Below are 26,540 nucleotides of genomic sequence, written 5' to 3'. Positions count from 1 at the left end.
TCTAAGTGAAAATTCTCGACAAATACTTACTAAAGACTTTTCTTAGTACCTTTTTTACGGTATTTATTATTCTATTTTTTATATTTATTCTTCAATCCGTTTGGCTATTCATTGCCGAACTAGCAGGTAAAGACTTGGATCTGGCAATGGTTCTTAAATTCTTATTATTTGCAACGCCGCGCATTATCCCATTAGTTTTGCCTTTATCTGTTTTATTGTCGTCGATAATGACTTTTGGAAATTTAGCCGAAAACTATGAATTTGCTGCGATGAAATCGGCAGGTATTTCGCTTCAAAGAGCGATGAAAAGTCTGATTATTTTTATATCTGTTTTGAGTATTATAGCTTTTTCTTTTGCCAATAATGTCATCCCGTATGCCGAATATAAGTTTATAAATTTCCGCAGAAACATTGCCCAATTAAAACCTGCTTTGGCTATTGCCGAGGGTCAGTTCAGCGATGTTGGCTTATATTCTATAAAAGTAAATAAGAAATCCGGGATCAACGGAAATAGCTTGACTGGTATAACAATTCATAAAAAATCAGCAATAGGAGAAGGAAATAAGACCGTGATCAAAGCCAAAAATGGTTTGTTGATTAGTAGTGAACAGTCGAATACCCTTCAAATGGTTTTGAATGATGGCTATTACTATGAAGATGTCGTTCCAAAAAAATATGAAGACCGCAAAAAATTTCCTTTTGCAAAAAGCTCGTTTAAGAAGTACAACATTAATATTGATTTGTCAAAATTAAATAACGTAGATGTCAATGATGCGAGCATATCAAACACTAATACAATGCTTAATATTAGTGAACTCAACTATACTTTAGATTCTTTGCACAAAAACAGGAATACTGAAATTATATCCTTTTCAGAAAATATCAATCAGCGCATTGGGATACAAAATAGTAACAATCCTGTTTTACCATTCAAAAAAACAAAGACATTGCCTTTTAAATTATTATCTATGTATTCTAATGCAAAGAAATTAACTGTCTTAAATTATGCTGGCAACAACATTGATAACAATCTGCTTTCCATTACCGGAACCAAAACCGAATTAGAATTCAAACAAAAAAATATTAATGGTCACATTTTGGCTTTCTATGATAAATTTGTTATTGCCTATGCATGTTTTCTAATGTTTTTCATTGGAGCTCCGTTGGGTGCTATTATTCGAAAAGGAGGTTTAGGTTTACCCATTGTATTTGCTGTATTAATATTTATTACTTTCCATTTTATTAATACATTTGGTAAACGAATTTCGCAAGAAAATGGATTATCACCAGTATTAGGCTCTTGGATGTCGTCAATAATTCTAACACCATTGGCTATATTATTGACCTATCGGGCAACAAATGATATTGGATTGATCAATATGGACGTTGTTTTGGCACCTTTCCAAAAAATATTTCAAAAAATATTTCCTCCGCCAAAATAAACTGACACTATCTAAAAACCAAAATGCACTAAAAAAATTGACTATTACCAATATCTGCCAACGTTCTAAAAGAACAAATTGAAGCAAATTTTTACGGTATAATAATAAAAAGAAACCAAAATATGCCAGCAACTAAAATAAAACTCAACACTATTGAAGAAGCTATTGAAGACATTCGTCAAGGAAAAATAATCATTGTAGTTGATGATTTACTTTAATTAATTTTTTCTAAAAATTTAAAACCAAAATATGCCAGCAACTAAAATAAAACTCAACACTATTGAAGAAGCTATTGAAGACATTCGTCAGGGAAAAATAATCATTGTAGTTGATGATGAAGGTCGTGAAAATGAAGGAGATTTTCTAGCCGCTGCCGAAAAGGTAACTCCCGAAATGATCAATTTTATGGCGACGCACGGGCGTGGACTAATTTGTGCTCCATTGACCGAAAACAGATGCAAAGAGCTGGGACTAACGGCTATGGTAAACAACAATACCGATCCCATGGAAACCGCTTTTACCGTTTCTGTTGATTTGAGAGGCAATGGTGTCACCACAGGCATTTCGGCTGCCGATAGAGCAAAAACTATTTTGTCATTGGTCGATCCTAATATAAAACCTCATGACTTAGCTCGTCCTGGTCATATATTTCCTTTAATTGCCAAACAAGGTGGCGTTTTAAGACGTACCGGACATACGGAAGCGGCTATAGATTTTGCTCGATTAGCAGGCTTTAAACCCGCTGGAGTGATTGTAGAAATTATGAATGAAGACGGTTCGATGGCACGTTTGCCAGAACTAGTTAAAGTAGCCAAGAAATTCAATTTAAAGTTGGTTTCTATCGAAGATTTAGTGGCTTACCGAATGCAACACGATAGTCTAATCATCAAAAAAGAAGACTTTGATATTGAAACCCGTTTTGGTACTTTCAGACTCAGAGCGTATCTGCAAACTACGAATCATCGTGTTCATGTCGCCTTGACTAAAGGCACTTGGAATATTGGTGAGCCAGTTTTGACGCGTATTAATGCCACTTTAATTAATAATGACATTTTAGGTACATTAACTAATGATGCCAATAAAAAATTATGTGATCTTTTTGACTTAATCAACGCCAATGGCAAAGGCGCGGTATTGTTCATCAATCAAGAATCACAATCGGGAGATTTACTGAACCGAATTGTCGAATTGAAAGAATTACAAACCAAAGGTATTTTTAAAGCCCCACAAATCAAGATGGACAACCGGGATTTTGGTATTGGTGCTCAAATTTTACACGATCTTGACATCTCTAGCATTCGGTTACTATCGAATACGGAACAAACAAAACGAGTAGGAATGATTGGATATGGTCTAGAAATTAAGGATTACGTGCCGTATTAGCGCTAAAAAAACCATTACATTTATAGTATTGTACTCTGGTTTAATTGCCAAGAATAGTTGGTAAAAATGCCGTTAGGCACTACAAAATATAATGTTTCCAAAAGTTTATTGAAATTCGTTTCAATAAACTTTTTTACTTGTAAATAACTAAAAAAAACTAAACCAACTCCTTAAAATACTGCAATAAGATTTTGTCGTTCTCTAAAGTTGGTGTAAAAACTTCTAGAATACTAGGCTTCTCGTTTTGAGCATATAAAGCCTTCAAACTCGTTTCTAAACTAGCTTCAGTACTGGCAATACTGTATTCAAAAGCATACATTTTAGCGAGTTGTTCGGCAGTAAGACAATGCGAAGTTTCGAAAAATTTATTAAAAACTGAGGTTTCTTCGTGACCGGGCAAAATCCTGAAGATACCTCCTCCTCCATTATTGATGAGGATAATCTTGAAGTTTTTGGGTGTGTATTCGTTCCACAACCCGTTGCTGTCGTATAGAAAACCAATGTCTCCTGCAATCAGAACCGTTGGTCTTTCATTGGCTACAGCCGCACCAATTGCTGTTGAAGTACTGCCATCAATCCCGCTAGTGCCGCGATTGCAAAAAACTTGAATCGAAGGATTGATATCGAATAATTGTGCGTATCGAATAGCGGAGCTGTTGCTTAGATGCAACATTGAATTTTCGGGTAAAGAAGGAATTATTTTCTCGAAAGCCTTGAAATCCGAAAAAGGAATTTTAGTTAAATACTCTTGATGTTTTTTTTCTCGAAAAGCCGAAATTTTTTCGAAAGTAGAAAAATAATTGCTCTTAATCGGAATAGTAAAAGGCAAAAATTGATTGAAAAATAAATTGGGATTGACCTTGAAATGTTGGGTCAAAACACCGTACGTGTCATAGGCTCTTAAAGTATCGATATGCCAATGATGTGTTGGTTTGTATTGTCGCAAAAAAGCTTTTATTCTTTTGGAAACCACCATTCCTCCAAAAGTGAGCAGAATATCAGGTTGAAAATTCTTGAAATCTTTATCAGTAAAAGGGGTAATAATCGTATCTATATTATTCAAAAACGAAGGATGATGCAGGTTTGAAGTCGTTTCTGTCATCACCACAACCGACTCGTCTTTGGCAAAAGATTCTATAATTTCAGCATCAATTTCATTGGGTTTATTTTCTCCCACCAGAATTAATTTCTTTTTGGATTTGTTCCAAATCGTAGTGAATTCGATTATTTCGTTAATCGAAATTTTATAATTCTTTTTATTAAATGCCGAAATAGTCACGTCAACATCCAACATGGAAACCGTTTGATACAACGGTTCTTCAAAAGGTGCATTGATGTGAACGGGCCCTTTTTTGGTAAAAGCGATATTAATAGCTTTGTTGATTTGCAAATCATTTACAACGGAAGCTTCTTCTGTTAAATTGGCGTTGTATAACGAATGCTTTTTAAAGACATTTTCCTGACGAATGGTCTGTCCGTCGCCAATGTCGATTTTACTTTGAGGTCTATCGGCAGAAATGACAATCAGTGGGATTTGGCTGTAAAATGCTTCGGCAAAAGCGGGATAATAATTCAACAATGCCGAACCCGAAGTGCAAACTACGGCTACTGGTTTTTGGGTTTGTTGAGCAATTCCAAGCGCAAAAAAAGCAGCGCAGCGTTCGTCAGCAATACTGTAGCAATTGAACTCGGGATTGTTGACAAAACCTATGATTAAAGGAGCGTTTCTTGAACCGGGAGAAATTACGATATTTTTGATTCCTTTGGCAAGACAAATTTGGATAATACTTTGCGCAAGAGGTATTTTGGGATAAACCATTATTTAAAGTTAGAAGTTATAAGTTAGAAGTTAGAAGTTAGGTGCTTCTACAAAAAACCTGAAAGGCAAAGTTACAAACTTGCCTATCGAATTACTTCAAATGGAACAAGTTTTTCATACTTTTGATGAGAAATAATTTTAGGAATGGAAATCAAGATTAGACCTTTTAAAACCGAAGATACCCAAGCAATTTTGGATATTATCAATTATAACATTTTACATTCGACTGCATTGTATGATTACAAAATACGAAGTTATGAGCAGCAGCAAAACATATTAGAAGAAAAAATACATAAAAACTTTCCTGTGATTGTAGCCGAATTAAATGGACTGGTGTTAGGTTTCGGAATGTATAGCGAATTCCGCTTTCGGGAAGCGTATAAATTTACGGTAGAACATTCGGTTTATGTTAATGAAAATTTTCACAGCAAAGGCATTGGCAAACTATTGCTTCAAGAGCTAATTACTTTAGCACGAAAACAAAAACTTCACACAATGATTGCCGTTATTGATGCCGAAAATCAAAGCAGCGTAGAATTTCACGAGAAATTTGGTTTTAAAACGGTGGGCATCATCAAGGAATCGGGTTTTAAATTTGACCGATGGCTGGATTCGGTTTTTATGCAGTTGATTTTGGAGTGATCCTTTTAAAAAAAGTTTGACACGAATTACACCAATTGTCACGAATTTTTTAATATTTGAGATGAATTACACAAATTCTTTCAGTTCTATGAATTTGTGAGATTTTTAAAACTTACCCTTAATGTAAATCCGTGTAATTCGTGTGAAATTTTTTCAAAGTGAATACCGTATCTTTGCACTTTTCTACTATTTATGAGCTTCACTCTCCTTTCTTCGCCTCTTCAAGGATTCACCGATTTTCGTTTTCGAAATGCACAAAACCAACTTTTTGGCGGAATCGACACTTTCTATTCTCCATATATTCGTTTGAACGGAAAGTTGGAAATCAAAGCATCATACCATCGAGATTTATTACCTGAAAATAACTTGGGCTTAGAGGTCATTCCTCAAGTGATTACTAACGATGCCGAGGAGTTTTTATTCGTGGCAAAATATGTTCGGGGATTGGGTTACAAAGAATTGAACTGGAATTTGGGTTGCCCTTATCCAATGGTTACCAAGTCAGGCATGGGTTCAGGTTTGATTAAAAACACGGAGCAAATCAATCACATTCTGGAAAGAGCACATTCTGAAACCGATATAATCGTTTCGATGAAAATGCGTTTAGGCTACGATACCACCGAAGAAATTCTGGATGTTTTGCCAATTTTAGACAACTATCCTCTTAAAAATATTACCATTCACGCCCGCATTGGCAAACAACTTTATAAAGGTGGAGTCAATTTGGATGCGTTTCAACTCTGTATTGACAATACCAAACACAAACTGTATTACAATGGCGACATTACTTCTGTGAAAAAGTTTCACGAGATGCAAGAACGTTTCCCGACTATAGACCACTGGATGATTGGCCGCGGATTGATTTCCGATCCTTTTTTGCCCAATATGATACGGAATAAGACTTCGGAATATCCAAAAAATAAAATGGAATTATTCAGTGCCTTTCACGACACTTTATACGCTATTTATAGTGAATCGTTATCAGGACAAACCCATATTTTATTGAAGATGTATCATTTATGGGAATACTTTTCGACAACATTTTCAAATCCGCATAAAGTATTGAAACAAATAAAAAAAGCGCAAAGTTTAAGAAACTATGAAGCGGCTGTGGCGAGCATTTTCAAGAATGAGAAATAAGTCATTGCGAGGCACGAAGCAATCTTATCAAGACAGCAACAAACAGGATTGCTTCGTTCCTCGCAATGACAAAAAAAAAGAGTTCGCAATGCAAACTCTTTATTAACTGATTACTAAAAACTGATTACTGAACACTATCCTTTAACCCATTTCAAAACCTCAGGATCGGTTGGTAAAGTTCTCGGAGAAATAACTTTTTCTAATTCACCTTTATCATTCAATAGATATTTCTGGAAATTCCATTCCACTTCTGAATCCTGGAATCCATTTTTTGATTTTTGGGTAAGGAACTGATAAACGGCACACATATCGTTTCCTTTTACTGAAACTTTATCCATCATCGGGAAAGTCACACCATAATTCAATTGGCAAAAAGTAGCAATTTCTTTGTTGGTTCCGGGTTCTTGTCCCGCAAAATTATTGGCTGGAAAGCCTACAATCACAAAACCTTTTGAGGAATATTCTTTATACAAAGCTTCTAATTCTTTGTACTGTGGGGTCAGTCCACATTTGGATGCCGTGTTGACAATCATTATTTTCTTTCCTTTCAAAGAAGCAAAATCGAATGTTTTCCCTGATAAATCTTCTACCTTAAATTGATAAATGGTTTGTTTTGACATAGTCATTTTAGTTTTAGCGGGTTTGTTTTGTCCTTGGCAACTCCAAAATAGGAATACCCCACAAACAATAATTAGTATTTTTTTCATTGGATTAAATTTTTTATAAAAATAGTTAAATTGATTTCCATAAATACTAAAACGATTCCTAAAGTTTTTATAATATTAAAAAAGCCCGGAGATATAAAACCACCGAGCTCCAACCAAAAAAAACAGTGACTCCAACTATCAAATGAAGTCGCTGTTTTCAAACAAAAAAAACAAATCAAAATCTATAGCTCAGTTTCCCTTTCAAATAGAAAGGAATTCCGGGCGTAAAATGAATTTCTTCGACACTTTGGTTTTCATTCTGCAATTGCGATTCTGTGGCAAATTGAGTTTCATTCCATTGTGTGTTGAAAATATTTTCGGCTGAAATGCCAAATGTGACACTTTTATATTCATAATTCACATTAATATCCGATACCATATAGCCCTTTGCCACTATAGAATTATCTTCATTTGCAGGTCTTGATTTCAAATATCGGTAATGAAACCCTCCCGAAAATCCTCTGTATTTACTACTATTCAATCCAGCAGTTGCAGTTAAATCGGGTGCGAGTGGAATATAATTTTCTCCTTTTGGTGCATCGCTACTTCTGGCGTATGTATAATTTACATCGGTGTCAAAAAATAAATAATCTGTCAATTGATACCGTAGACCAAAATCAACTCCCATACGTTTTGTTCTACCTGAAATTTCTACCGTTGCGGCATCTCCAACATAGACGAGTTCTTCTTGCAAATTCAAAATCCAAAGAGCTCCATTAAGTAGTAGTTTTGGGAATGGTTTTGCAATTATTCCTAGATCAGTTCCAAAAGCGACTGGCAATATTTTCTTGCCTTCATTGGCAACCACAACTCTCGTATCATTAGAATGAAACCCAAATCCCGATTTTAAATAGAATTGCAAATTATTATTTTGAGTAAAAATAAAATTCAGTTTTGGCGAAAATGTTACTTTATCCTCAGTTTTGGTGCTATACCTTACTGCTAATTTATCTTGATATTCAAACTTAAAATAATCAAAACGTAAAGCAGGATTAATTTTCAGTTTTCCGAAATCGAATTCCGTGTTGACATACGAAAAAATGTTTGTTTGATCAATATCTCCTAATTTCAATGAGTTTAAAGTCAAGTACCGCTGCGCTGTATGTGACAATTCCGTGTTTTGTGTAGCGTCATTTCGCAAACCAAAACCCAATTGAAAATTAGCATTTGTCGCTTTTTTATTTAATTCTGTGTTGAGTCCAAAAATGTTTCGGCTTTCTTTCTGACGGATTTGATCACCATTCACTCGGTCTTCTAGAAAAAACGTAAAATTGGAATACAACTCGAAATTATAATTGGAATAAAAAGCATTTGACTTCAAAAACGTTGATTCATTTATTGGTTTAACCAATGATACATTCAAATTTGACCTCGATGTTTTTCCGCCTTCGGTATTGTCGACAGCACCAAATCTTGAAATCAAACCGGCATCAATTAATCGTTGCGGAATTTGCCCCGATGCATCCCATTTGCTTATAAAATGTGAAGCATTCACTGAAAACTTGGTGTTGTCGGCCAAAACACTGGAGTATTTCCCAAACAAATTGATTCTTTTAAAGTTTTGTGGCGAGTCAAACGGCCCATTTGTCATTATATATTCGGTGGCAAAATAGGCATTCTGATTTTTTGATTTATCCAATAAATTAAAAAGTCCAACGGTTTTGAAAGTATTGAATTGTCCGGCTTCGACACTGATATAATTGTTGTCGATCTTTTCTTTTGTGATAAAAGAAACGTAACCTGCTGTAGCAAAATCGCCTTTGTTTGCATAATAAGTTCCTTTGCCAAAATCAATCTTTTCGATGGTTTCTGGAATCACAAAATGCAAATCGGCATAGCCTTGACCGTGAGCGTGAGACACCATATTAACCGGCATTCCATCTACAGATATAGCAATATCAGTGCCGTGATCAATGTCGAATCCACGCAAAAATAATTGCTCTGCTTTGCCTCCGCCGGCGTGTTGACCGATGAATAATCCAGGTACTTTTCGCAATACTTCTTGCGAAGAATTTACTGGTGCAGTTTGCAAATCTATTTTAGAAATGACATTCATCGCATTCAATTTTGACTGAATAATAACTTGATCGAGACTATAAATAGCCTCTTCTAAAACAATGATGAAATCAGTTGTTTTAAAGACGAAATTTGCTTTTTTAAAACCAACAGCTGAAATATTTAACACATCACCTTTATTAGTTTTATCAATGCTAAAAGTGCCAAACTCATTCGTATGCGCGTGACTTTGAGAATTTGTATTAACAATGTAGACATTTTCGATTGGGTTGCCAAGAGAGTCTTTGACAACTCCTTTTTGAATTTGGCTTTGAGCGAAAAAGCAGAGAAGTAACATAGTCAGTGTATAAAAATTTCTCATTAGAGACTAATTACTTTTTTCTCCAAATTTGGACCCAGTTCATAAATACTGTTTAGCAATTCCTTTTTGACAGGAGCTATTTTAGCCTTTTCGTTGTTCGCTTTGTAAATCGTAGCCAAATGGTAATTCAATTTGGGTTCAAATGATTTTCCAACTACATATTTTTCGGCTATTTCCAATGCTTTTTTCGAATCACCAAGATTATAATAGGACCAAGCCAACAAATCATAGGAATCTGGTGTGGGTCTGTGATTGATTTCTATTTTGGCAATTTCTAATGCTTTTGAAGCTGTATTTTTATCATCAGCATAAATTAAAGCATTGTATTTATTGTACATCGCTCCATAGTTTATGGCATTTAACATAGTGAAATATTTATTTAAATTTTCCTTTTTAGTAGCAGTATCATTCTCATATTCTGCAATTTGAGCTTTAAGCAAATAAAAATCCGGTGTGTGATGCCTTTTTGAAATGTTATCAATAATTCTTTTTGCTTCTACAGTATTCCTTTCGTGAGAAAACGCAATCCAAGCGATACCTTTAAGTGCATAACTACTGTTGGGTTCTAATTCCAAGGTTTTCAAATAATAATCATACGATTTTTTAATATCTCCAGCGTGACCGTTCAAGTCGCCGAGGTTAGAATACGTCCAAATTTCTAACGATTTATTATCGTTACTAATTGCTATTTCTTTGGCTTTTTCCATTAATGAAATTGCTGTTTTTAAATCGCCTAAATGATCGTTCCATTTCGAGATTCGAATCAAATAATCAAAATCTTTACTGTCGTTAAGATATTGCAAATTATTCTGCGCTTCAGCATAATTCCCTAATTCCATATTGACATCAAAAAGTAGCTTTTGAGTTTCTTTCATTCCTTCGCCAATAGCCAATGCTTTGTTTGCTAAGACCAAAGCTTCTTTAAAACGGTGTTGTGAAATATAATTTCTGCCCAAGGATCGAATCGTTCCCACTCCAGAATACTTGTAAGTTTCATTAGATTTTAATAGTAATTCTTCGGCTTTATATAAGTATTTTACGTTGCCAGTGTTTTCAAAAAGTTTAGAATAATTAGAAGCCAAAAGACTCAAATAACTAATTTGATTGGGCGCAGCATCGAATTTTTTTTGCCAAAAATTAATTTCGCCTTGAACAAAATCTCTTGATTTATTATCTTTTATTTCTAAATATTGATTGTAATCTTTTTGGGATGTAACTGTATTTGATTTTTGATTACAACTCAACATCATCAATGATGCAAGTAGTAAAGCTGATAGTGTTTTCATTTTTTGTTTTTTTTGTGGATTAAAATATCAGGGCGCATTAAAAATACGCCCTGAAATCTATTTTTATTACCAAGCTGTGGCTAGGTAAGGAAATGAAGCCGTAAAAGCTTTGTCATTTGCATTCACATGATCTGAAGTTAATGCCGCATTTGAAGTCCCCGCAGGTCCGCCAAAAATTAACAACAATTCCACATCAATAACATCATCGGCAAGAGCACGACCTGTCAAGACATTTGTTCCGTCAAAAAAAGTAGTCTTTTTTGTTTTATCAACTCCCAAAACATCGGTTGCCAATAAACCCGTCAATTGTGCAGCCGTTTGCCCTAGAGCATTGGTCGTATATCCAGAATTCAAAGCCATTAATCTAGACTGAAAAATAGATTGGTATGATGCTCCCATTGCTGAAGGAATTGCGGAGTTGAACGCATCTTTTGGCGCACCAGAAGCGATAAATACAGTGTTTATAGCGGGTCTAGCCATTTGGTCTTGTTGTACGTAAGTTCCAGAAAAGTCAAGGTTTGCTGCTGGATTATCGGTCTTATCATCGCAGCTTACTAAAGAAACAGCAGCAAAAATCACAGACATTGTTATTATTGAAATTTTATTTGTTTTCATGTTATTTGTGTTTTAAAAATTAAATTATTGTTTTTTCTTCGTTTCTGCCCAAACATTTATGGTTGACGAAGTACCTAGAGAAGATTTTGGCACTTCAATAACGGTTGCCATAACATTGGTTCCAGCAAAAGTGTCGGTTCCAGGATTGTTAAAACCGGTTGCAGTTCCTCCCAAAATAGCTTTGAATTGACCTAAATCAAAAAAGAATGGATCATCTCTTGGTCCTGCAAAAAATTTCATTCCGTTTGCAATTCCAACTATTGGAGCACTTCCATATTGGGAAATGTCAACACTTCCGGACATTGCACTCGTTTTTACCATACTGGAAACTCCTGTAGTTCCTGGAGCAACTGGACCAAAGAAATACATCTTGTTGCCTCTTTTGATGGCTTGAATAACCAAATCCTCGACTTTATCACCATTGTTGTCAATGTTGATTTCCACCATTACGTTTTCATTAAACGTTGCCATAGCAGTTGCACTTGGTGTGAGTAAACCTTGGGTATTTACCACAAATACCATGTTGTTTGTATCTTGCCCTTGAAAAGCATACACATCTGTAATGTCTGAAGCATTACCTGTTACAGCTGGAGCATCTGCGTGATCCGCTGCCATAAAAACTAGACCTGAAATCGCTACCAGCGACAGACCTACAATCATTCTTGTTTTTTTCATTTGTTTGAAATTTAATTGTTAACTAAATGGATTTACGAGAATGGATTATTTTTGGATTTAAAAAATGTAAAAAAAAATTAAAATAATTTTTAAAACACTGAATTGTAGTGTTTTAAAAATTACATATTTTTATATCTTTTTATTTAAAAACCATTTGAAAAATAAATTACTTTTATATCCAATAATTGAGTTCTGTTGTTCAGGTCCATAACAAAAACAAAAAACAATGACACAAGAAGAATTAATTCCGTTAATCCTCAAGAAGGATGATCGTGCATTTACTATTATGTATGATATGTATTCTAAAAGTTTATTTACTGTGATATCCAATCTGGTTAAAGAGACAGCAGATGCTGAAGATATACTCCAGGAAGTATTTGTGAAAATCTGGAAAAGCATCGATGGCTATTCCGAAAGTAAAGGGCGATTTTACACTTGGATTTTAAACATTGCTAGAAATACTGCCATAGATAAATTGAGATCCAAAGGATATAACAACAGTCAAAAAAACCTTTCGTCCGATAATTTCGTACATCTATTAGACGACAGCAATAAACTGACAAATAAAATTGATACTATTGGGATTCTGGAATTTGTAAAGAAGTTAAAACCAAAGTGTATTGAAATTATTGAATTGTTATTCTTTCAAGGCTATACGCAACAAGAAGCCTCAGATGAACTTGCAATTCCGCTTGGAACCGTCAAAACACAAAATAGAAATTGCATCAATGATTTAAGAACTTATTTAAAAGTATAATGGATAAGAAACAATATATAGAAAGTGGCATTTTAGAACTCTATGTTTATGGTTTGCTCTCGGAAACCGAAAACTTAGAAGTGAGCCAAATGGCAAAAGAACATCAAGACATCGCAGCCGAAATTATTTCAATTGAAACGGCAATTGTCAATTTATCGACCAGTTTTTCTCCTTTTTTATCTGCTGATAATTTTGAAAAAATCAAAGCCAAATTGGACTTGAAATATTCAAAAGTGATTGAAATGAAACCAAGAAATAATTGGTCTCAATATGTAGGTTGGGCAGCTGCGGTAGTTCTTTTGGTTGGCATTGGTTATCAATACACCCAATTGTCTGAAACCCAAAATCAGGTGGCAACTGCTGAAAAAGAAAAAACGAATTTGCAAGACACCTTAGTAAATTTAAAACTAAAAAATCAGCAGACCTTAATTGCGTTGATGGTTGTGCGAGATGAGAAAAACACGGTAATCAACCTTGGCGGTCAAGCTGTTTCGCCTAAATCGTTTGCCAAAATTTATTGGAACAAAGAAACCCAAGTGGTTTATGTTGATGCAACAGGATTACCAGAGCCACCAAAAGGGATGGTGTACCAAATTTGGTCTTTAAAATTACTACCTCAACTTACACCTACAAGCATTGGATTATTGTCTGATTTTAATGCCAATAAAGAAAAAATATTTGCTGTAGAAAAAACAGGCGATGCCGAAGCTTTTGGAATTACACTTGAACCAGCAGGCGGAAGTAAGGGGCCTACAATGGAACAATTGTACACTTTGGGGAAAGTTTAGATTGCGATTGTTTATAAATTAAAAAGCTTCCAGCCTTTTGAAGGCTGGAAGCTTTTTAATTATAATGGATTCTCATCCCATAATTTTTTTACAGCTTCCCATACTTTCATTCGTAGTTCGTCACGGTGCCTAATAGCTTCGCTAGCGGTATATTTATCTAGTGATATTCTCAATAAATGAAGTTCTTTTGCAACATCTGGATAATCGTGGCACATCAATTCTACCTTTCTTTCTTCTTCAACTGTAAGCTGTCCTAGGCAATAATCTTGTAGTATCCCACTTGTGATATAGTCACCTATATTCATTTTGTTATTTTATTTTTATAGTTGCGAATTTTTAAAAGGGAGCGGTTATAAGAACGGTTTTACTATTGCTGATACAGTATTTTTAACAAACTAAGTCCTTTTCTTGCGCGGGTTTTAATTGTTCCCAACGGCAACTTGAGAATTTCGGCAGTTTGTTCCTGCGTCCAACCATAAAAGTAAATCAAGTCAATCACCTCAGTGTATTTTGAGTCAAGTTGCAATGCCTTGTTCTTGAAATCTTTAATTTCGATGGAACAATAGTTTGAACTTATATTATCTATATTGTCGATACAATGAGAAAACAAATCAATTTCTACCTGAAGCAATTGTTTTTGATAAGTAGGTGAGCGAAGATAATCAACAGCTTGATTTCTGGCTATATTCAACATCCAAGTATATAATGTTGCTTTTGAACTGTCAAAACTATCAATATGCTTCCATATTTTTACAAAAGTATCTTGTAATAAATCATCGGCAACATCAGTTCGTTTTACCAGTTTTATAATTACACCATAAAGCGCTCCGCAATACTTGTTGTATAAAGTATCAAATCCTCTTTCGCTTTTGGATTGAACCAACTTTACAAGTACAGCGTTATCGTTTTTTGATTCGATCCATTTTGTCCTGGAAACAATGAATTCCGGAATGACTTGCCGTTTTGAATAAGTGGTTGTTGCTATCATAATGCTAGTTTTTAGTTGGTTTGTTTTATACTGTAAAACTAGTTTTAGCCATTAACCCTGGAAATAGTGATAATCATCATTTTTTAATGTTTTAAATATAAAACAAGAACTAAAAACCAATATATTAGCATTTTATAAAAAACACTATTGCCCTTATGAATACTAAAGTTCAAATGCGAAGGTCATTTAGTCTCTGTTAGACAAAAACTGATTATAAGTATGCAGTACAATTATTGAACTATATTTGCGAAAGGAAAACATTAGAAAACAAGGAAAAACACATACAATAAATAGATATGCAAGAAAATAGTATGAGAAAGATGCAGGCTGCAGATTTTCTCTATAAAAAAATTGTAGCAATGTCCTACCCGTTTTTTATAGACGATACCATTGGAGAAATTGAGCGATTTAGAGCAGAAGCAAATCTACTGCTTAATGGAATTAAAGGCACTGATGCTGTTATTGGAATATTTGACCACCACAACTACACGCCAGTTCTAGAAGTGGGAGAAAAAGAATTTTGGGGAGATCTTCCCGAAGTTCCTCAAGCGGAGCGAATGATTCAGATTATGAGCTTACTTGAAAAAGAGTATCTGCTTTTTTTTACAGAATCAGTCAAGTGGTTTACTGGCGTGTTGGAAGAAATTCCTTTTGATCAAAGAATGAACATACAAATATTTCATTGTGGCATCAGGTATAAACTTTTAGATGGCAAACCAATCTGTCTTTTTTCGAAAGGCTCCCCTATTCATTACGATGAAAATAGGAAATTCAACTACACCTTTAATTACGTGCAAAACATTAATCATCTTCTTAAAAAGAATTTTAGGCATTATTGGATTCGGATTTCTCACGGTGAAAATAACGACTATGTCCACACTTTTAATTCACAGGATAAATTGTACTCTGACAAAGATTTATTGTCCGCAAGGGAAAAAGAGATTTTAAAACTGATAGCTGATGATTTAGACACTAAGGAAATCGCCGAAAAACTATTTATTAGCATGAATACTGTTGGTAATCACCGCAGCAATATGATTGATAAATTGGGAGTTCGAGATACAACTTCATTGGTACAAATGGCGAAAATGGCTGGGATTATTTAAACGAAACGCCTTAGAATCCTATCAACTGATATCAAGCATCCAAATGAATAAAAAAAGGTTCAGCCGCAAAGTTGAACCTTTCTATTAAGAAATGATACCATCTACTTCTTATAATATTTTTTGTACTTTGGATAAGTAATTGCACCCAAGATAGCAATTGCCAATAAGGATTGCCATATCCAACTTAATGATTTCGCTTCGCCACTAGCGTAAGAATGCAAACCGACTAGGTGGAAATTGACCCCAAAATACGTAAACAAAATAGACAAGAAAGCAAAAATACTCATCAAATTAAAAACCCATTTCCCTCTTAGCGCCGGAACAAATCGTGAGTGAATTACAAAAGCATAAACCATAATACTAATCAAGGCCCAAGTTTCTTTTGGATCCCAACCCCAGTAACGACCCCAACTTTCGTTGGCCCATTGTCCACCAAGGAAATTTCCGATGGTGAGCATTATCAATCCTATTGTCAATGCCATTTCGTTTATATAAGTAATTTCTTTGATGTTCAATTCCATTTTGGTTTTGTTTTTTTCGTTGGTACACAAAATCAAAAGCAAAGAAACTACACCGAGAATCATTCCCAAGGCGAATGGCCCATAACTTGCTACAATAATTGCCACGTGAATCATCAACCAATACGAATTCAATACGGGTTGCAATGTGCTAATTTCAGGATCTATCCAATTCATATAAGCTGCCGTCAAAATCATTGCGGTCACAAAAGCCGATGATGCGACGGTCAGTTTGGATTTGCGATCAAAAGCCAAGCCGAAAAACATTGTTGCCCAAGCTACGTAAATAATAGATTCATAAGCATTACTCCAAGGCGCGTGACCTGAAATGTACCAACGAGCCATTAGTGCAAAAGTGTGCAAAGCGAAAAGCAATCCGATTATAATGTGCATACCATTTACCGCATAATTCAATGCTTTTCTTTCTTTGAATATTTTCAAAATAGTAAAAAGAAGCATCAAAATAGCCGCATAAATATACCAATAAGGCAATTTCTGGAACACATCGTATTTGTTGTATAGAATTTCAGCGGTAACTTTTTCTTCACTTGGCAATACTTTGCTGCCATATTTTTTCTGAAATCCGTTGATGCTTTCCAACAATCCGTCTGCCTGACTGTAATCTTTAGTTTTTGATGCTTCTTCCAAAGCACTAAAATACAATTGTAAAATGTTGTGTGTGTAGGTTGCAGCCATTCCCTTAAACCCCGATGTCTCTAATTCAGGATAAGAAGCCCATTTGTTATTTTCATTATCAGGAATAGGAAAAATTTTTAAAATACTGCCGCTCAATGCCGATTCCATCAAATTTACCTTCTTGTCGGTTTCTATAAAATCCTTTTCAAATTGGTTCGGATTGGCTGTTTTGTAGGCAGCATCCAAATAAGGCATCAATTTATAATTTCCCGTACTGTCAAAAAAGTCAAGAAAAGATGCGTATTTTTTTTTAGCATCGATTCCAATAATCTTACGAATGCTGTCGTTTCCTGATTTTATGTAAATCAAAGGCACTTGAATCCAAATGTTTCCTCCTTGCGTCATCGACAAAAACACTTCATCGGCATTCATTCCTTTGTAGCTATTCTGATGACTTACTTTTCGCAATAATTCAGAAGAAAAGGTGTTTATAGGTTTCATTCTACCGCCAGCATCTTGAATAATTAATCTTCCAAATTTAGCTGCGTGTTCTTCAGAAACTTTACGTTTTTCGATAACAGAGTCCAATTGTTTTTCCGATAAAAACTGAGAATTGTGATTTTGAGCAAAAGAACTAAAACTCAAAAACAGCAACACTAAGGTTAGTAAATTAGCTTTCTTCGTTTTCACCACTTCCAGTTTTCGTTTTAAATCGGCAAAGCGAGAATATTTAGTGAATAGAATTGCCATCATAGCAAAATACAACAAAAAATAACCAATATACGTTATCACCATTCCCCAATAATCGTGACTTACTGATAAAACTGTACCCATTTCATCAGGATCGAATGACGATTGAAAAAAGCGATAGCCTTCATAATCTAAAATATTGTTCATAAAAATTCGAGCATCAAAAACATCGCTTTTATTTTGAACGGTAACTTGACTTTCGAAAGAAGAATAACTTTTTTCTGTTCCAGGATATTTCTGAGCGATAAAATCATTCAATTTTATGCTAAAAGGTAAAGTGTAAACTTTGGTTCCATAAAAAAAAGTATAATCAATTTTTCCGATTTTTACTGTTTGCGATTGTCCTAATGAACCTTTGCTTCCTAATAAAGTTATACTTTTTTCTTGTCCTTCAGCCGTTAATTTTAATGTTAAAGCATCGGTGTGTTGTTTAGCTTTATAATCATTTGTTGCGTCATAACCAATGGTTCCCTTTTTGGCTGGATCAGGAAATACAATTCTCATATCGCCAATACTATATAAGGAACGCATCATTAAAGGTTGCACGATATCTTTGGTAACTTTGCCTTGCAACTTATCTGCCATTCGCATAAAATTCCCTTCAAATGGGGTTTGTATGGTCGAAATACTATCGTTTATAGTAATATTTATTGCGCCTTTAGTAGGGAAATTTAAGGCGAAAAGCGTGTTGTGAATGTTTTGAACTTCGCCTTCTTTCAAAAAATGTTCTTCACGTCCGCCTTGGCCGGCTTCTACCATTTTAAAAAGCAAACTTCCTTTTGGATCTGGTTTTATAACTTCTTTGGCACCCATCAAAAAGTTTTCGTACTTTACTTCAAATTTAGTTTCGGCAAATTGATCCGAAATAGAAAAATTATTATTGGTTACTGACGAAAGCAGCAGTGGTTTCTCGAAAACTCTACGTTTCATTTCACCCTGATATTCGCCATCGACATAAAAAGTGAGAAACATTTTATCCGAATAAAATACTTTTTCACTTGCCCCTTCGCGAATGGGCATCATACCTTCATAGCTAATATAACGGGTTATAAATGCTCCAGCAATAATTAAAATAAACGAAAAATGCAACATAAGAGTGGCCCATTTTTCCTTTCTTAATAAATTATAACGCTTTATGTTTCCTATAAAATTGATCATAAAAACTAACATGATTCCTTCGAACCACCAGGCATTGTAAACCCAAATTCGGGCTGTATCCGTATTGTATTTACTTTCGATAAAAGTTCCTGCTCCCATTGCGATTGCAAAGCTTAGAAAAAGGATGGCCATTAATCTGGTAGAAAATAAAACGGAAAGAATTTTATTATTCATCTGTAAGAATTTACGTTTTTTAAAAGTCCGGTCAAAAGTAATTAAAATAGTTGAATAGTCCCTTTGAGCATTTGTTAATTTAATCCAAATTTAAGGCAGTGATACTTAAAAAAACTTCATATTTGACAGCTTTTTATTTATAAATCAATTCACTTCTATTGTATTGCCATTTCTTTTTTTTCATTAATTTTGACAAATGATTAAAGTAGTGCTTATAGGTTCCGGAAACGTGGCTCATCATTTGATTAAGGCTTTCGCCAAAAGCGCAACTGCGGAGGTAATTCAAGTGTTTGCAAGGCAAAAAGAAAGTCTAATTCCCCTACTCGATGCTCTTAAAATTACAGATAATTTCCACGATTTAATTGAAGCCGACTTATACATCATTTCAGTTTCAGATGACGCGATTGCCAACGTTTCCTCGCAACTTCCGTTTGAAAATCGTTTGGTTGTTCATACTTCAGGAAGTGTTTCCCTGGATGGATTGGACAAAAAAAACAAAAAAGGCATATTTTATCCCCTTCAAACTTTTACTAAAAATAAAACTGTTGATTTTAGTCAAATTCCCATTTGTTTAGAAAGTGAAAATGAAACTGATTTTGAATTATTGAAAAATGTGGCTGATTCTATTTCCAATGCTGTTTTCAAAATCAATTCACAACAACGAAAAGTATTGCACGTTTCAGCCGTTTTTGTCAATAATTTTGTGAATCATTTGTACCAAATGGGCAATGAAATTTGCATTGAAAACAATGTCCCGTTTGAAATTTTAAAACCCTTAATTTTAGAAACGGCAAATAAGGTAATGACACTTTCGCCCAAAGAAGCGCAAACAGGTCCTGCAAAACGAAATGACACTAAAACTATTGAAGCCCATTTGAAATTATTATCTAATGAAAATCAAGCAACAATTTATAAAATACTAACCCAATCTATACAAAATAATGGCAAAGAGTTATAAAGAAATAATGAACCACATCACGACCTTCATTTTTGATATTGATGGTGTTCTTACTGATGGTTCAGTTTTTGTCACCAATGAAGGCGAAATGCTACGAACAATGAATATTCGCGATGGCTTTGCTTTAAAAGCGGCTGTAGAAAGCGGTTATAATGTGTGTGTGATTTCGGGAGGAAGCAACGAAGGTGTTCGCGTACGATTGCGAAATTTAGGCATTACCGACATTCATCTTGGCTCGCCTGACAAAGTTGAAACCTATAAAGAATATATTGAACTTTACAACATTCAATCTGAACAAGTACTGTATATGGGCGATGATATTCCTGATTTTCATGTTATGAAATTAGTTGGATTGCCAACTTGTCCACAAGATGCGAGTCCAGAAATCAAAGCCATATCAAAATATATTTCGCATAAAAACGGTGGAAAAGGAGCTGTTCGCGAAGTCATAGAACAAGTAATGAAAGTGCAAGGAAAATGGAATCTTCATTTTGATGGCAAACTGGATTAGTTTTCAGCACTCGATTGTTATCTGGATTTTAAGTCTATTCAGCACAAAACCTAATACCCAAAACCTAATACCCAATATCTAAAAAATGATTCAAACAGTAATTTTTGATATGGACGGCGTAATCGTTGATACGGAACCCGTGCATAGTTATGCCTATTTTCAACACTTTTCCGAATTAAAAATTGAAGTTTCCAAAGATATGTTTACGTCATTTATGGGGAATTCTACCCGAAATACGTTTCAAAAATTAAAGCAATTATTCCCGATTGATAGCGAAGTAGAAGAATTAATTCAAAGAAAAAGAACTTTGTTTAATGATGCTTTTGACAGTAAAGAAGATTTATATTTAATAGAAGGTGTCGAGCAATTAATCCAAGATTTACATCGAAACGGAATGCAGTTGATACTCGCTTCATCAGCGTCTAAAGTTACTATTGAACGTGTTTTCACGCGATTTAATTTGCATCAATATTTCACGAATATTGTGAGTGGAGAAGATTTTCCAAACTCGAAACCGCATCCAGCCATTTTTGAATATGCTGCAAGTTTATCAATAGCACCAAAAGAAAATTGTATCGTAATTGAAGACAGTACCAATGGAATTAGTGCTGCCAAAGCAGCTGGTATTTTTTGCATTGGTTACAATAGCGAAAATTCTAAGCTACAAGATTTATCACTGGCAGATGTGGTGGTGAATCATTTGGAGGAATTAAGTTTTGAGAGAATATCAAAGTACTAAATTCAAATTAAGTAATATTTAACATTTTTAAATCCTTGAATTTGTAATTTTGAGCAAATCTAAATTAAAAACTATGAAAAAGATTATTCTTGTTTTAGCAATGATTATTGCGAATTATGTTACTGAGGCTCAAGTGAAAACTCCGCAACCGAGCCCGAAATCAACACTAACACAAATTGTTGGTTTGACGACTGTGGAAATTGTTTATTCTAGACCAAGTGCCAAAGGCAGAGATGTATTCAACAATCTGGTTCCTTTTGGAAAATTATGGAGAACTGGTGCTAATGAAAATACAACTATTTCCTTTAGCGACGATGTAGTCATTGATGGAAAAACACTACCTAAAGGGAAATATGCGTTATATACTACTCCAAAAGCTGATAATTGGGAGTTCATATTCTACACACTAACAGACAATTGGGGAAATCCTGACACTTGGGATGACACAAAAGTAGCTTTGAAAACAACCGTAAAATCCGAACATATCGATCGATTTGTCGAAAGTTTTACTATTGGAATCAACAATATAGATAATAATTTTGCACATTTAGAATTGTCTTGGGAGAAAACAATCGTAGCACTCAAGTTTGAAGTTCCTACTGCAAAAACTGCTATGGCAAGTATTGATAAAGTTTTGGCTGGTCCAGGTGCAGGCGATTATTTTTCTGCAGCTCAGTATTTATTTCAGTCTAACGGAGATTTGACAAAAGCGTTGACGTATGTTAATAAAGCCTTGGAAATGAATACAGATAAGCCATTTTGGTATAACCGTTTAAAATCGTTGATTCAAGCCAAACAAGGTGATAAAAATGGTGCTATTGCAACAGCAAAAATCTCGCTTGCTAGCGCAGAAGCTGCAAAAAATCAAGATTATGTAAAAATGAATAAGGATAGTATTGCCGAGTGGAGCAAAAAATAATTGGCAATAATACTGTAGCAATAAATCCTGTTTGGTCTTTTCAAACAGGATTTATTGTTTATTGTATAACTTATCTTATCATTTTTCAATCCAATAATATCTTTGGTTGTCAGACAGTAAATCGGCCCTAATCTTTTGAGTAGCGACTGTTCTAGAATTATAATATAGAGTATTATGTTCGTTTATTTTATATGTGTTTTGTTTTATTTTGGTATCGTTGTTATTAGATCATGATTATAAATTTTTATACGTGATTAATGATTAATTTTGTATAATAAATAAATTTAACTTAGATAAAATGAAAAAAGCAATCTGGTCTATCGTAATCATTATAGCTGTAATCATAGGCTGTAAAACGAAAAGTACTTCTGGTGATTCTAATAGTTTAAACCTCGTATTCGAATCTAAAAGCAACAGCGCTGTAACAGGAACGGCCACGTTTAAAGAAAAAAATGGCAACGTAACTTTTGTTGCCAAAATAGCGGGATTAAAACCTGGTGTTCACGCCATCCACATTCATGAAAAATCAGATTGCACGGCTGCTGACGGTAGTTCGGCTGGAGGACATTGGAATCCAACGTTCAAAAAACACGGACGATGGGGCATTGGAGAATATCACCGAGGTGATATTGGCAATTTTATAGCCGACGAAAAAGGAAACGGAACTATCACTTTAACTACTGATGAATGGTGTATTGGTTGCGAAGATGCAACCAAAAATATTCTTGGAAAAGGATTAATCGTGCATCAAGGTGCCGATGACTTTATCTCTCAACCCTCAGGAAATGCAGGAGCTAGAGTTGCTTGCTCGGCAATTATAAAATAAGTATTTCGAATAAAGTATTCCTTTTTTTAACTTTTAGTTTTCAATACAGACCTTACAGGTTTCTAGAACCTATGAGGTCTAACTAGCGATTTGAATAGGAAAAAGGAAATTATAAATTAATTAAAAACTAACTTGCATAAAACACAAGAAGTTTTTTTAACTATAAATTAATTTCAAAACGTCAAAAAATCATAGCTTTGCAATTCAAAACGAAGTAATGATTAACCCATCAGCATCCGGTTGGATAGACAAATTTTTTCTGAAACATAAATCCTCTTTGTTTCCAGCAGAAAGACAACCCAATTTGTTTTACAAAAAAGTTAGGGAAACCGGTTTTATCTATGGACACATCGTTTCTTTTGACACCTCATTTTCAATAGACACCAAAGGCTGGCTTCAAAATGAAATTTCAAAACTCGCGCTGCTCAATACGCTGTATGGCATTTATGAAGTAAGCAATCAAGATAGCAGTCCGGAAAACTTTGTTTCGGAAGCAGTAGACTTTTACAACAAAATGAATCCTCAAGGTTTTAGGTTATTCAAAAAAATAATGCCAGAAGACACGATATCAATCGCTTTGGAAAAAATTATAGATAGTCGGGTTCAAACCAATATTGATGTCATCAACAAAAACTTTTCGCATATTGTTACCAATGCCTTGTTATTTATAGATGTTTTGGCTTTTCGCCAATATTTAATTCACAGAGAAATTCCAGAAAAATATTTAAAAAAAATAGAAGAAGCCATTATCAGTATTGTATCGCTGGCATTGAAAACAAAATCAACAAAATCGAAATATGACGATTTACTGATCAAACTTTTTGAAACATCGGTTCGTTATAGCAAATTTTCGAAAGTAAATGTGCAGTCTCAAAATTTCGGAATGGATGAATTACAATTAGATTATTTTACCTATATCCTAGAGAAACAATATCTGGTAGATATTGCAGGAATGGCATTGTGGAGCGATGGAATTATCGAAAAAAATGAAGCCTATTTTTTATACAAATTAGCTGAATTAATTGATGTTCCAGATGATTTTGTTGCTGAAAGTATAGAAAAAACAAACGAATTCATCAGCAAGTTCAAGAATGAAATCCCCTATTTTAATTACTCTAATCCAGTCAAACATTTTTATAATCACACCACAGAAACCGTTGTAAAACTAATTACCCGCAACAAAAACAGATTGGTTAAGGAAATTCTTGAAAGCCGAGAATTGATGGTATTACTAGCCTATTCGACACGAAGAGATTTGAGTGAAAAGGAAAAAAAGAAGGTTAGAAAACAGTTGTTAGATATTTGTAAAACCATTCCGTCTCTGGCCATATTCCTTTTGCCTGGCGGTAGTTTATTACTACCCATTTTTATTAAATTTATACCAACTCTTTTACCTTCGTCCTTTAATGAAAATCTAGAAAACGAAGATTCATAAAAGAGAATTTATGAAATAAGAAAGCCATTAAATTAAACTTTCACTAGTAAATTAATCTTTGATTAGAATAAATATAACTTTGTTCCGATATTCCAAATTTGTCCATCTAAAACTTCAATTGATACACATCAGATAAATCTTTATCACTGCTAAAATTAACATTTAAATCTGTGACATATCCAGAATTTAATCCGTAAACCCAACCGTGAAGATACAGTTCTTGCCCTTTTTTCCAAGCTGATTGCACAATCGAGGTTTTAGCTAAATCATACACTCCTTCCTTTACATTCAATTCGACAAATTTATTAAAACGTTCATTCTCATCCTCGATGGCATCTAATTCAACTTGATAAAAACGATAAACGTCCTTAATGTGTCGAATCCAGTTGTCAATGATTCCCACTGAATCGTTATTCATAGCCGCTTTGATACCTCCACAACCATAATGACCGCAAACCAAAACGTGTTTAACCTTCAAAACATTTACCGCGTAATCTAAAACACTCAACATATTCATATCAGAATGAATGACCATATTGGCAATATTTCGATGTACAAATGTTTCGCCAGGTTTTGCACCAATAATTTCATTGGCTGGAACTCTACTATCCGAACAACCGATCCAAAGTAAAGGTGGAGATTGACCTTTGGCAAGATCTTGAAAGTAATTTGGATCAAGTGCCAACGACTCTTCGACCCATTTTTTATTTCTTTCTAATATACTCTCGTAGAAATCACTCATTAAAATTACTATTTGTTTTTCCAAAAATAATCAAATTTAATCAATTTAAAGCTGAATACTTTGAATATGATTAATCGTTTTTTGATTGTCCGCAATCAACATAATTTAAATAAAATCAGAAAATAACAAAGGTCTTTTACTATAAATTAAATTGATTGTTTTTATATTTGCATCATAAAATACTATACTATGACAATTACTCAACTACAATATGTTTTGGCTGTAGCCGAACATAAAAACTTTACGCTTGCCGCCGAAAAATGTTTCGTCACACAACCCACTTTGAGTATGCAAATTCATAAAATAGAAGAAGAACTCAATATTTTGATTTTTGACAGAAGCAAAAAACCCATTCAGTTGACAGCTATTGGACAAAAAATCGTAGAACAAGCCAAAAACATTGTTAATGAAGCGGGGAAAATAAAAGATATTGTTGAATTTCAAAAAGGTTTCATCGGTGGCGAATTTCGAATTGGGATAATTCCAACGATTATGCCAACGCTTTTACCGATGTTTTTGAATAATTTTATCAAAAAATATCCAAAAATAAAACTCATCATCGAAGAGTTGAATACCAATGAAATTATAACTCGATTGAAAAATGGTCATCTCGATGCGGCTATTGCAGCAACACCACTAGAAGACCAAAAAATTAAGGAAATTGTATTGTATTATGAGCCATTTGTAGCGTATGTACCTGAAAATAATGCCATTTATCAGAAAACCGAAATCGAAATTTCCGATTTAAATCTGGATGAAATTTTATTGTTACAAGACGGACATTGTTTTAGAGACGGAGTTCTGAATTTATGTAAAAATCAAGGGCTGATAGGCAAAAATTCATTTCAATTAGAAAGCGGTAGTTTTGAAACTCTAATAAAATTGGCCGACGAAGGATTAGGAACCACGCTGCTACCTTACTTACATACTTTGAATTTAAACGATAAAGACAAATTAAAATTAAGACAATTTAAAGAACCCAAACCAGCTAGAGAAGTGAGCCTAATTTATCCAAAAAGTGAATTGAAAATACACATTATTGATGCGCTTAGAAACACTATTTCTGGGGTTGTAAAAGGAGCAATTGCGTTTCAAAATGTTCAAATAATAAGCCCTATTTCAAAGAAATAAAAAAGGCTGATCTTTTAAATCAGCCTAAACATTCATTTATTGATAATAAGCAAGCTTTGTTTTAATTCTGGTTTTTCGATAATAAAATCCAATAACCACTCTCGCAACAATTCCATTTCGTGAGGTAACAAAGATTTTATTGCTTTTTCTAACTCTTTGCAAAATAGTGTAACATCAAAACTTACTCTTTCTAGTACAGATTTAGTATAATCAAACATAACTTTCGACATAATTAGAATGGTTTAATGGTTAGAAATGATTGAAATGCTTAGTAAAAATATAAAATTATTTGAGCCGAATGTAAAAATTAACATCAAA

Annotated in this window: 23 protein-coding genes and 1 pseudogene; 14 read left to right on the top strand and 10 right to left on the bottom strand. The window is 34.1% G+C overall.

Features of this window, described 5'->3' with window-relative positions; translation table 11 throughout:
- The first annotated feature begins 5 nt into the window (after nucleotides 1-5).
- The gene (locus RMO83_RS01570; RefSeq protein WP_310557911.1) at nucleotides 6-1,442 is read left to right on the top strand and encodes an LptF/LptG family permease; all 1,437 of its coding nucleotides are present in this window, start codon (nucleotides 6-8) and stop codon (nucleotides 1,440-1,442) included.
- 249 nt (nucleotides 1,443-1,691) lie between these two features.
- Entirely contained in the window at nucleotides 1,692-2,825 is a 1,134-nt protein-coding gene (gene ribB / locus RMO83_RS01565) for a 3,4-dihydroxy-2-butanone-4-phosphate synthase (RefSeq protein WP_310557910.1), read from the top strand.
- 157 nt (nucleotides 2,826-2,982) lie between these two features.
- On the opposite strand, the gene menD is transcribed toward ribB, so the two are convergent.
- Nucleotides 2,983-4,644: a 2-succinyl-5-enolpyruvyl-6-hydroxy-3-cyclohexene-1-carboxylic-acid synthase gene (gene menD / locus RMO83_RS01560; protein ID WP_310557909.1), complete on the bottom strand. Its 1,662-nt coding sequence runs from the start codon at nucleotides 4,642-4,644 to the stop codon at nucleotides 2,983-2,985.
- A 144-nt stretch (nucleotides 4,645-4,788) separates the two neighbouring features.
- Here menD and RMO83_RS01555 point away from each other — a divergent pair, with 144 nt between their 5' ends.
- Both RMO83_RS01555 and RMO83_RS01550 read left to right on the top strand, forming a co-directional pair.
- Nucleotides 4,789-5,286 carry an N-acetyltransferase family protein gene (locus tag RMO83_RS01555; RefSeq protein WP_310557908.1) on the top strand — a complete coding sequence of 166 codons (498 nt, stop codon included), beginning with the start codon at nucleotides 4,789-4,791 and terminating at the stop codon, nucleotides 5,284-5,286.
- A 192-nt stretch (nucleotides 5,287-5,478) separates the two neighbouring features.
- Entirely contained in the window at nucleotides 5,479-6,426 is a 948-nt protein-coding gene (locus RMO83_RS01550; RefSeq protein WP_310557907.1) for a tRNA-dihydrouridine synthase family protein, read from the top strand.
- A gap of 134 nt (nucleotides 6,427-6,560) precedes the next feature.
- Here RMO83_RS01550 and RMO83_RS01545 read toward each other — a convergent pair whose 3' ends face one another.
- The 4 genes and pseudogenes from RMO83_RS01545 to RMO83_RS01530 all read right to left on the bottom strand — a co-directional run bounded on the left by RMO83_RS01545 (nucleotide 6,561) and on the right by RMO83_RS01530 (nucleotide 12,086).
- Nucleotides 6,561-7,133, bottom strand: coding sequence for a glutathione peroxidase (locus RMO83_RS01545; protein ID WP_310557906.1), 573 nt, complete (start codon nucleotides 7,131-7,133; stop codon nucleotides 6,561-6,563).
- Between the two features lie 175 nt (nucleotides 7,134-7,308).
- Nucleotides 7,309-9,510 carry a TonB-dependent receptor domain-containing protein gene (locus RMO83_RS01540; RefSeq protein ID WP_310557905.1) on the bottom strand — a complete coding sequence of 734 codons (2,202 nt, stop codon included), beginning with the start codon at nucleotides 9,508-9,510 and terminating at the stop codon, nucleotides 7,309-7,311.
- Nucleotides 9,510-10,796, bottom strand: a complete 1,287-nt coding sequence (locus RMO83_RS01535) for a hypothetical protein (protein WP_310557904.1) — start codon at nucleotides 10,794-10,796, stop codon at nucleotides 9,510-9,512. Before RMO83_RS01535 ends, RMO83_RS01540 begins: the two co-directional genes overlap by 1 nt.
- 66 nt (nucleotides 10,797-10,862) lie before the next feature.
- Nucleotides 10,863-12,086: pseudogene (locus RMO83_RS01530) on the bottom strand (DUF4331 family protein).
- 226 nt (nucleotides 12,087-12,312) lie between these two features.
- Between RMO83_RS01530 and RMO83_RS01525 the strand changes: the two are divergent.
- Together RMO83_RS01525 and RMO83_RS01520 are read left to right on the top strand one after the other, a co-directional pair.
- Nucleotides 12,313-12,843, top strand: coding sequence for a sigma-70 family RNA polymerase sigma factor (locus RMO83_RS01525; protein ID WP_310557903.1), 531 nt, complete (start codon nucleotides 12,313-12,315; stop codon nucleotides 12,841-12,843).
- Nucleotides 12,843-13,631: an anti-sigma factor gene (locus tag RMO83_RS01520; protein WP_310557902.1), complete on the top strand. Its 789-nt coding sequence runs from the start codon at nucleotides 12,843-12,845 to the stop codon at nucleotides 13,629-13,631. The genes RMO83_RS01525 and RMO83_RS01520 overlap by 1 nt, the downstream gene beginning before the upstream one ends.
- Before the next feature lie 59 nt (nucleotides 13,632-13,690).
- Here the strand turns inward: RMO83_RS01520 and RMO83_RS01515 are convergent, their stop codons facing one another.
- Nucleotides 13,691-13,936 (bottom strand): hypothetical protein, encoded by a 246-nt coding sequence (locus RMO83_RS01515; protein ID WP_310557901.1) that lies wholly within the window; start codon nucleotides 13,934-13,936, stop codon nucleotides 13,691-13,693.
- 62 nt (nucleotides 13,937-13,998) lie between these two features.
- The gene (locus RMO83_RS01510) at nucleotides 13,999-14,619 is read right to left on the bottom strand and encodes an RNA polymerase sigma factor (RefSeq protein WP_310557900.1); all 621 of its coding nucleotides are present in this window, start codon (nucleotides 14,617-14,619) and stop codon (nucleotides 13,999-14,001) included.
- Between the two features lie 311 nt (nucleotides 14,620-14,930).
- Here RMO83_RS01510 and RMO83_RS01505 point away from each other — a divergent pair, with 311 nt between their 5' ends.
- Nucleotides 14,931-15,725, top strand: coding sequence for a helix-turn-helix transcriptional regulator (locus tag RMO83_RS01505; protein ID WP_310557899.1), 795 nt, complete (start codon nucleotides 14,931-14,933; stop codon nucleotides 15,723-15,725).
- Between the two features lie 101 nt (nucleotides 15,726-15,826).
- On the opposite strand, the gene ccsA is transcribed toward RMO83_RS01505, so the two are convergent.
- Nucleotides 15,827-18,961, bottom strand: a complete 3,135-nt coding sequence (gene ccsA / locus RMO83_RS01500; RefSeq protein WP_310557898.1) for a cytochrome c biogenesis protein CcsA — start codon at nucleotides 18,959-18,961, stop codon at nucleotides 15,827-15,829.
- A 196-nt stretch (nucleotides 18,962-19,157) separates the two neighbouring features.
- Between ccsA and RMO83_RS01495 the strand changes: the two genes are divergently transcribed.
- From RMO83_RS01495 to RMO83_RS01470, 6 genes are all read left to right on the top strand, one after another.
- Complete coding sequence (locus tag RMO83_RS01495) at nucleotides 19,158-19,919, top strand: DUF2520 domain-containing protein (RefSeq protein ID WP_310557897.1); 762 nt, start codon at nucleotides 19,158-19,160, stop codon at nucleotides 19,917-19,919.
- The gene (locus tag RMO83_RS01490; protein ID WP_310557896.1) at nucleotides 19,903-20,430 is read left to right on the top strand and encodes an HAD-IIIA family hydrolase; all 528 of its coding nucleotides are present in this window, start codon (nucleotides 19,903-19,905) and stop codon (nucleotides 20,428-20,430) included. Before RMO83_RS01495 ends, RMO83_RS01490 begins: the two co-directional genes overlap by 17 nt.
- Nucleotides 20,431-20,515: 85 nt before the next feature.
- Complete coding sequence (locus RMO83_RS01485; protein WP_310557895.1) at nucleotides 20,516-21,169, top strand: HAD family hydrolase; 654 nt, start codon at nucleotides 20,516-20,518, stop codon at nucleotides 21,167-21,169.
- 73 nt (nucleotides 21,170-21,242) lie between these two features.
- Complete coding sequence (locus RMO83_RS01480; RefSeq protein WP_310557894.1) at nucleotides 21,243-22,088, top strand: DUF2911 domain-containing protein; 846 nt, start codon at nucleotides 21,243-21,245, stop codon at nucleotides 22,086-22,088.
- A gap of 298 nt (nucleotides 22,089-22,386) precedes the next feature.
- Nucleotides 22,387-22,914, top strand: coding sequence for a superoxide dismutase family protein (locus tag RMO83_RS01475; protein ID WP_310557893.1), 528 nt, complete (start codon nucleotides 22,387-22,389; stop codon nucleotides 22,912-22,914).
- Nucleotides 22,915-23,131: 217 nt separating this feature from the next.
- On the top strand, nucleotides 23,132-24,349 hold the full coding sequence (locus RMO83_RS01470; protein ID WP_310557892.1) for an LETM1-related biofilm-associated protein: 1,218 nt from the start codon (nucleotides 23,132-23,134) through the stop codon (nucleotides 24,347-24,349).
- Nucleotides 24,350-24,455: 106 nt separating this feature from the next.
- Here the strand turns inward: RMO83_RS01470 and can are convergent, their stop codons facing one another.
- Complete coding sequence (gene can, locus RMO83_RS01465) at nucleotides 24,456-25,091, bottom strand: carbonate dehydratase (protein ID WP_310557891.1); 636 nt, start codon at nucleotides 25,089-25,091, stop codon at nucleotides 24,456-24,458.
- 189 nt (nucleotides 25,092-25,280) lie between these two features.
- Between can and RMO83_RS01460 the strand changes: the two genes are divergently transcribed.
- A complete protein-coding gene (locus tag RMO83_RS01460; RefSeq protein ID WP_310557890.1) occupies nucleotides 25,281-26,222 on the top strand; it encodes a LysR substrate-binding domain-containing protein in 942 nt (313 codons plus the stop codon).
- Nucleotides 26,223-26,254: 32 nt separating this feature from the next.
- Here the strand turns inward: RMO83_RS01460 and RMO83_RS01455 are convergent, their stop codons facing one another.
- Entirely contained in the window at nucleotides 26,255-26,452 is a 198-nt protein-coding gene (locus tag RMO83_RS01455) for a hypothetical protein (RefSeq protein WP_310557889.1), read from the bottom strand.
- Nucleotides 26,453-26,540: the final 88 nt, after the last annotated feature.

This window comes from Flavobacterium sp. (genome assembly GCF_031423415.1).
GTDB lineage: Bacteria > Bacteroidota > Bacteroidia > Flavobacteriales > Flavobacteriaceae > Flavobacterium.
Note: the sequence above shows the minus strand (reverse complement) of the source record. Positions and strands in the feature narration are given on the sequence as shown.

Excerpts from the sequence above, each read along its gene's own strand:
- ribB (WP_310557910.1), top strand. The coding sequence starts at position 1,692 with ATGCCAGCAACTAAAATAAAACTCAACACTATTGAAGAAGCTATTGAA.
- menD (WP_310557909.1), bottom strand. The coding sequence starts at position 4,644 with ATGGTTTATCCCAAAATACCTCTTGCGCAAAGTATTATCCAAATTTGT.
- RMO83_RS01555 (WP_310557908.1), top strand. The coding sequence starts at position 4,789 with ATGGAAATCAAGATTAGACCTTTTAAAACCGAAGATACCCAAGCAATT.
- RMO83_RS01550 (WP_310557907.1), top strand. The coding sequence starts at position 5,479 with ATGAGCTTCACTCTCCTTTCTTCGCCTCTTCAAGGATTCACCGATTTT.
- RMO83_RS01545 (WP_310557906.1), bottom strand. The coding sequence starts at position 7,133 with ATGAAAAAAATACTAATTATTGTTTGTGGGGTATTCCTATTTTGGAGT.
- RMO83_RS01540 (WP_310557905.1), bottom strand. The coding sequence starts at position 9,510 with ATGAGAAATTTTTATACACTGACTATGTTACTTCTCTGCTTTTTCGCT.
- RMO83_RS01535 (WP_310557904.1), bottom strand. The coding sequence starts at position 10,796 with ATGAAAACACTATCAGCTTTACTACTTGCATCATTGATGATGTTGAGT.
- RMO83_RS01525 (WP_310557903.1), top strand. The coding sequence starts at position 12,313 with ATGACACAAGAAGAATTAATTCCGTTAATCCTCAAGAAGGATGATCGT.
- RMO83_RS01520 (WP_310557902.1), top strand. The coding sequence starts at position 12,843 with ATGGATAAGAAACAATATATAGAAAGTGGCATTTTAGAACTCTATGTT.
- RMO83_RS01515 (WP_310557901.1), bottom strand. The coding sequence starts at position 13,936 with ATGAATATAGGTGACTATATCACAAGTGGGATACTACAAGATTATTGC.
- RMO83_RS01510 (WP_310557900.1), bottom strand. The coding sequence starts at position 14,619 with ATGATAGCAACAACCACTTATTCAAAACGGCAAGTCATTCCGGAATTC.
- RMO83_RS01505 (WP_310557899.1), top strand. The coding sequence starts at position 14,931 with ATGAGAAAGATGCAGGCTGCAGATTTTCTCTATAAAAAAATTGTAGCA.
- ccsA (WP_310557898.1), bottom strand. The coding sequence starts at position 18,961 with ATGAATAATAAAATTCTTTCCGTTTTATTTTCTACCAGATTAATGGCC.
- RMO83_RS01495 (WP_310557897.1), top strand. The coding sequence starts at position 19,158 with ATGATTAAAGTAGTGCTTATAGGTTCCGGAAACGTGGCTCATCATTTG.
- RMO83_RS01490 (WP_310557896.1), top strand. The coding sequence starts at position 19,903 with ATGGCAAAGAGTTATAAAGAAATAATGAACCACATCACGACCTTCATT.
- RMO83_RS01485 (WP_310557895.1), top strand. The coding sequence starts at position 20,516 with ATGATTCAAACAGTAATTTTTGATATGGACGGCGTAATCGTTGATACG.
- RMO83_RS01480 (WP_310557894.1), top strand. The coding sequence starts at position 21,243 with ATGAAAAAGATTATTCTTGTTTTAGCAATGATTATTGCGAATTATGTT.
- RMO83_RS01475 (WP_310557893.1), top strand. The coding sequence starts at position 22,387 with ATGAAAAAAGCAATCTGGTCTATCGTAATCATTATAGCTGTAATCATA.
- RMO83_RS01470 (WP_310557892.1), top strand. The coding sequence starts at position 23,132 with ATGATTAACCCATCAGCATCCGGTTGGATAGACAAATTTTTTCTGAAA.
- can (WP_310557891.1), bottom strand. The coding sequence starts at position 25,091 with ATGAGTGATTTCTACGAGAGTATATTAGAAAGAAATAAAAAATGGGTC.
- RMO83_RS01460 (WP_310557890.1), top strand. The coding sequence starts at position 25,281 with ATGACAATTACTCAACTACAATATGTTTTGGCTGTAGCCGAACATAAA.
- RMO83_RS01455 (WP_310557889.1), bottom strand. The coding sequence starts at position 26,452 with ATGTCGAAAGTTATGTTTGATTATACTAAATCTGTACTAGAAAGAGTA.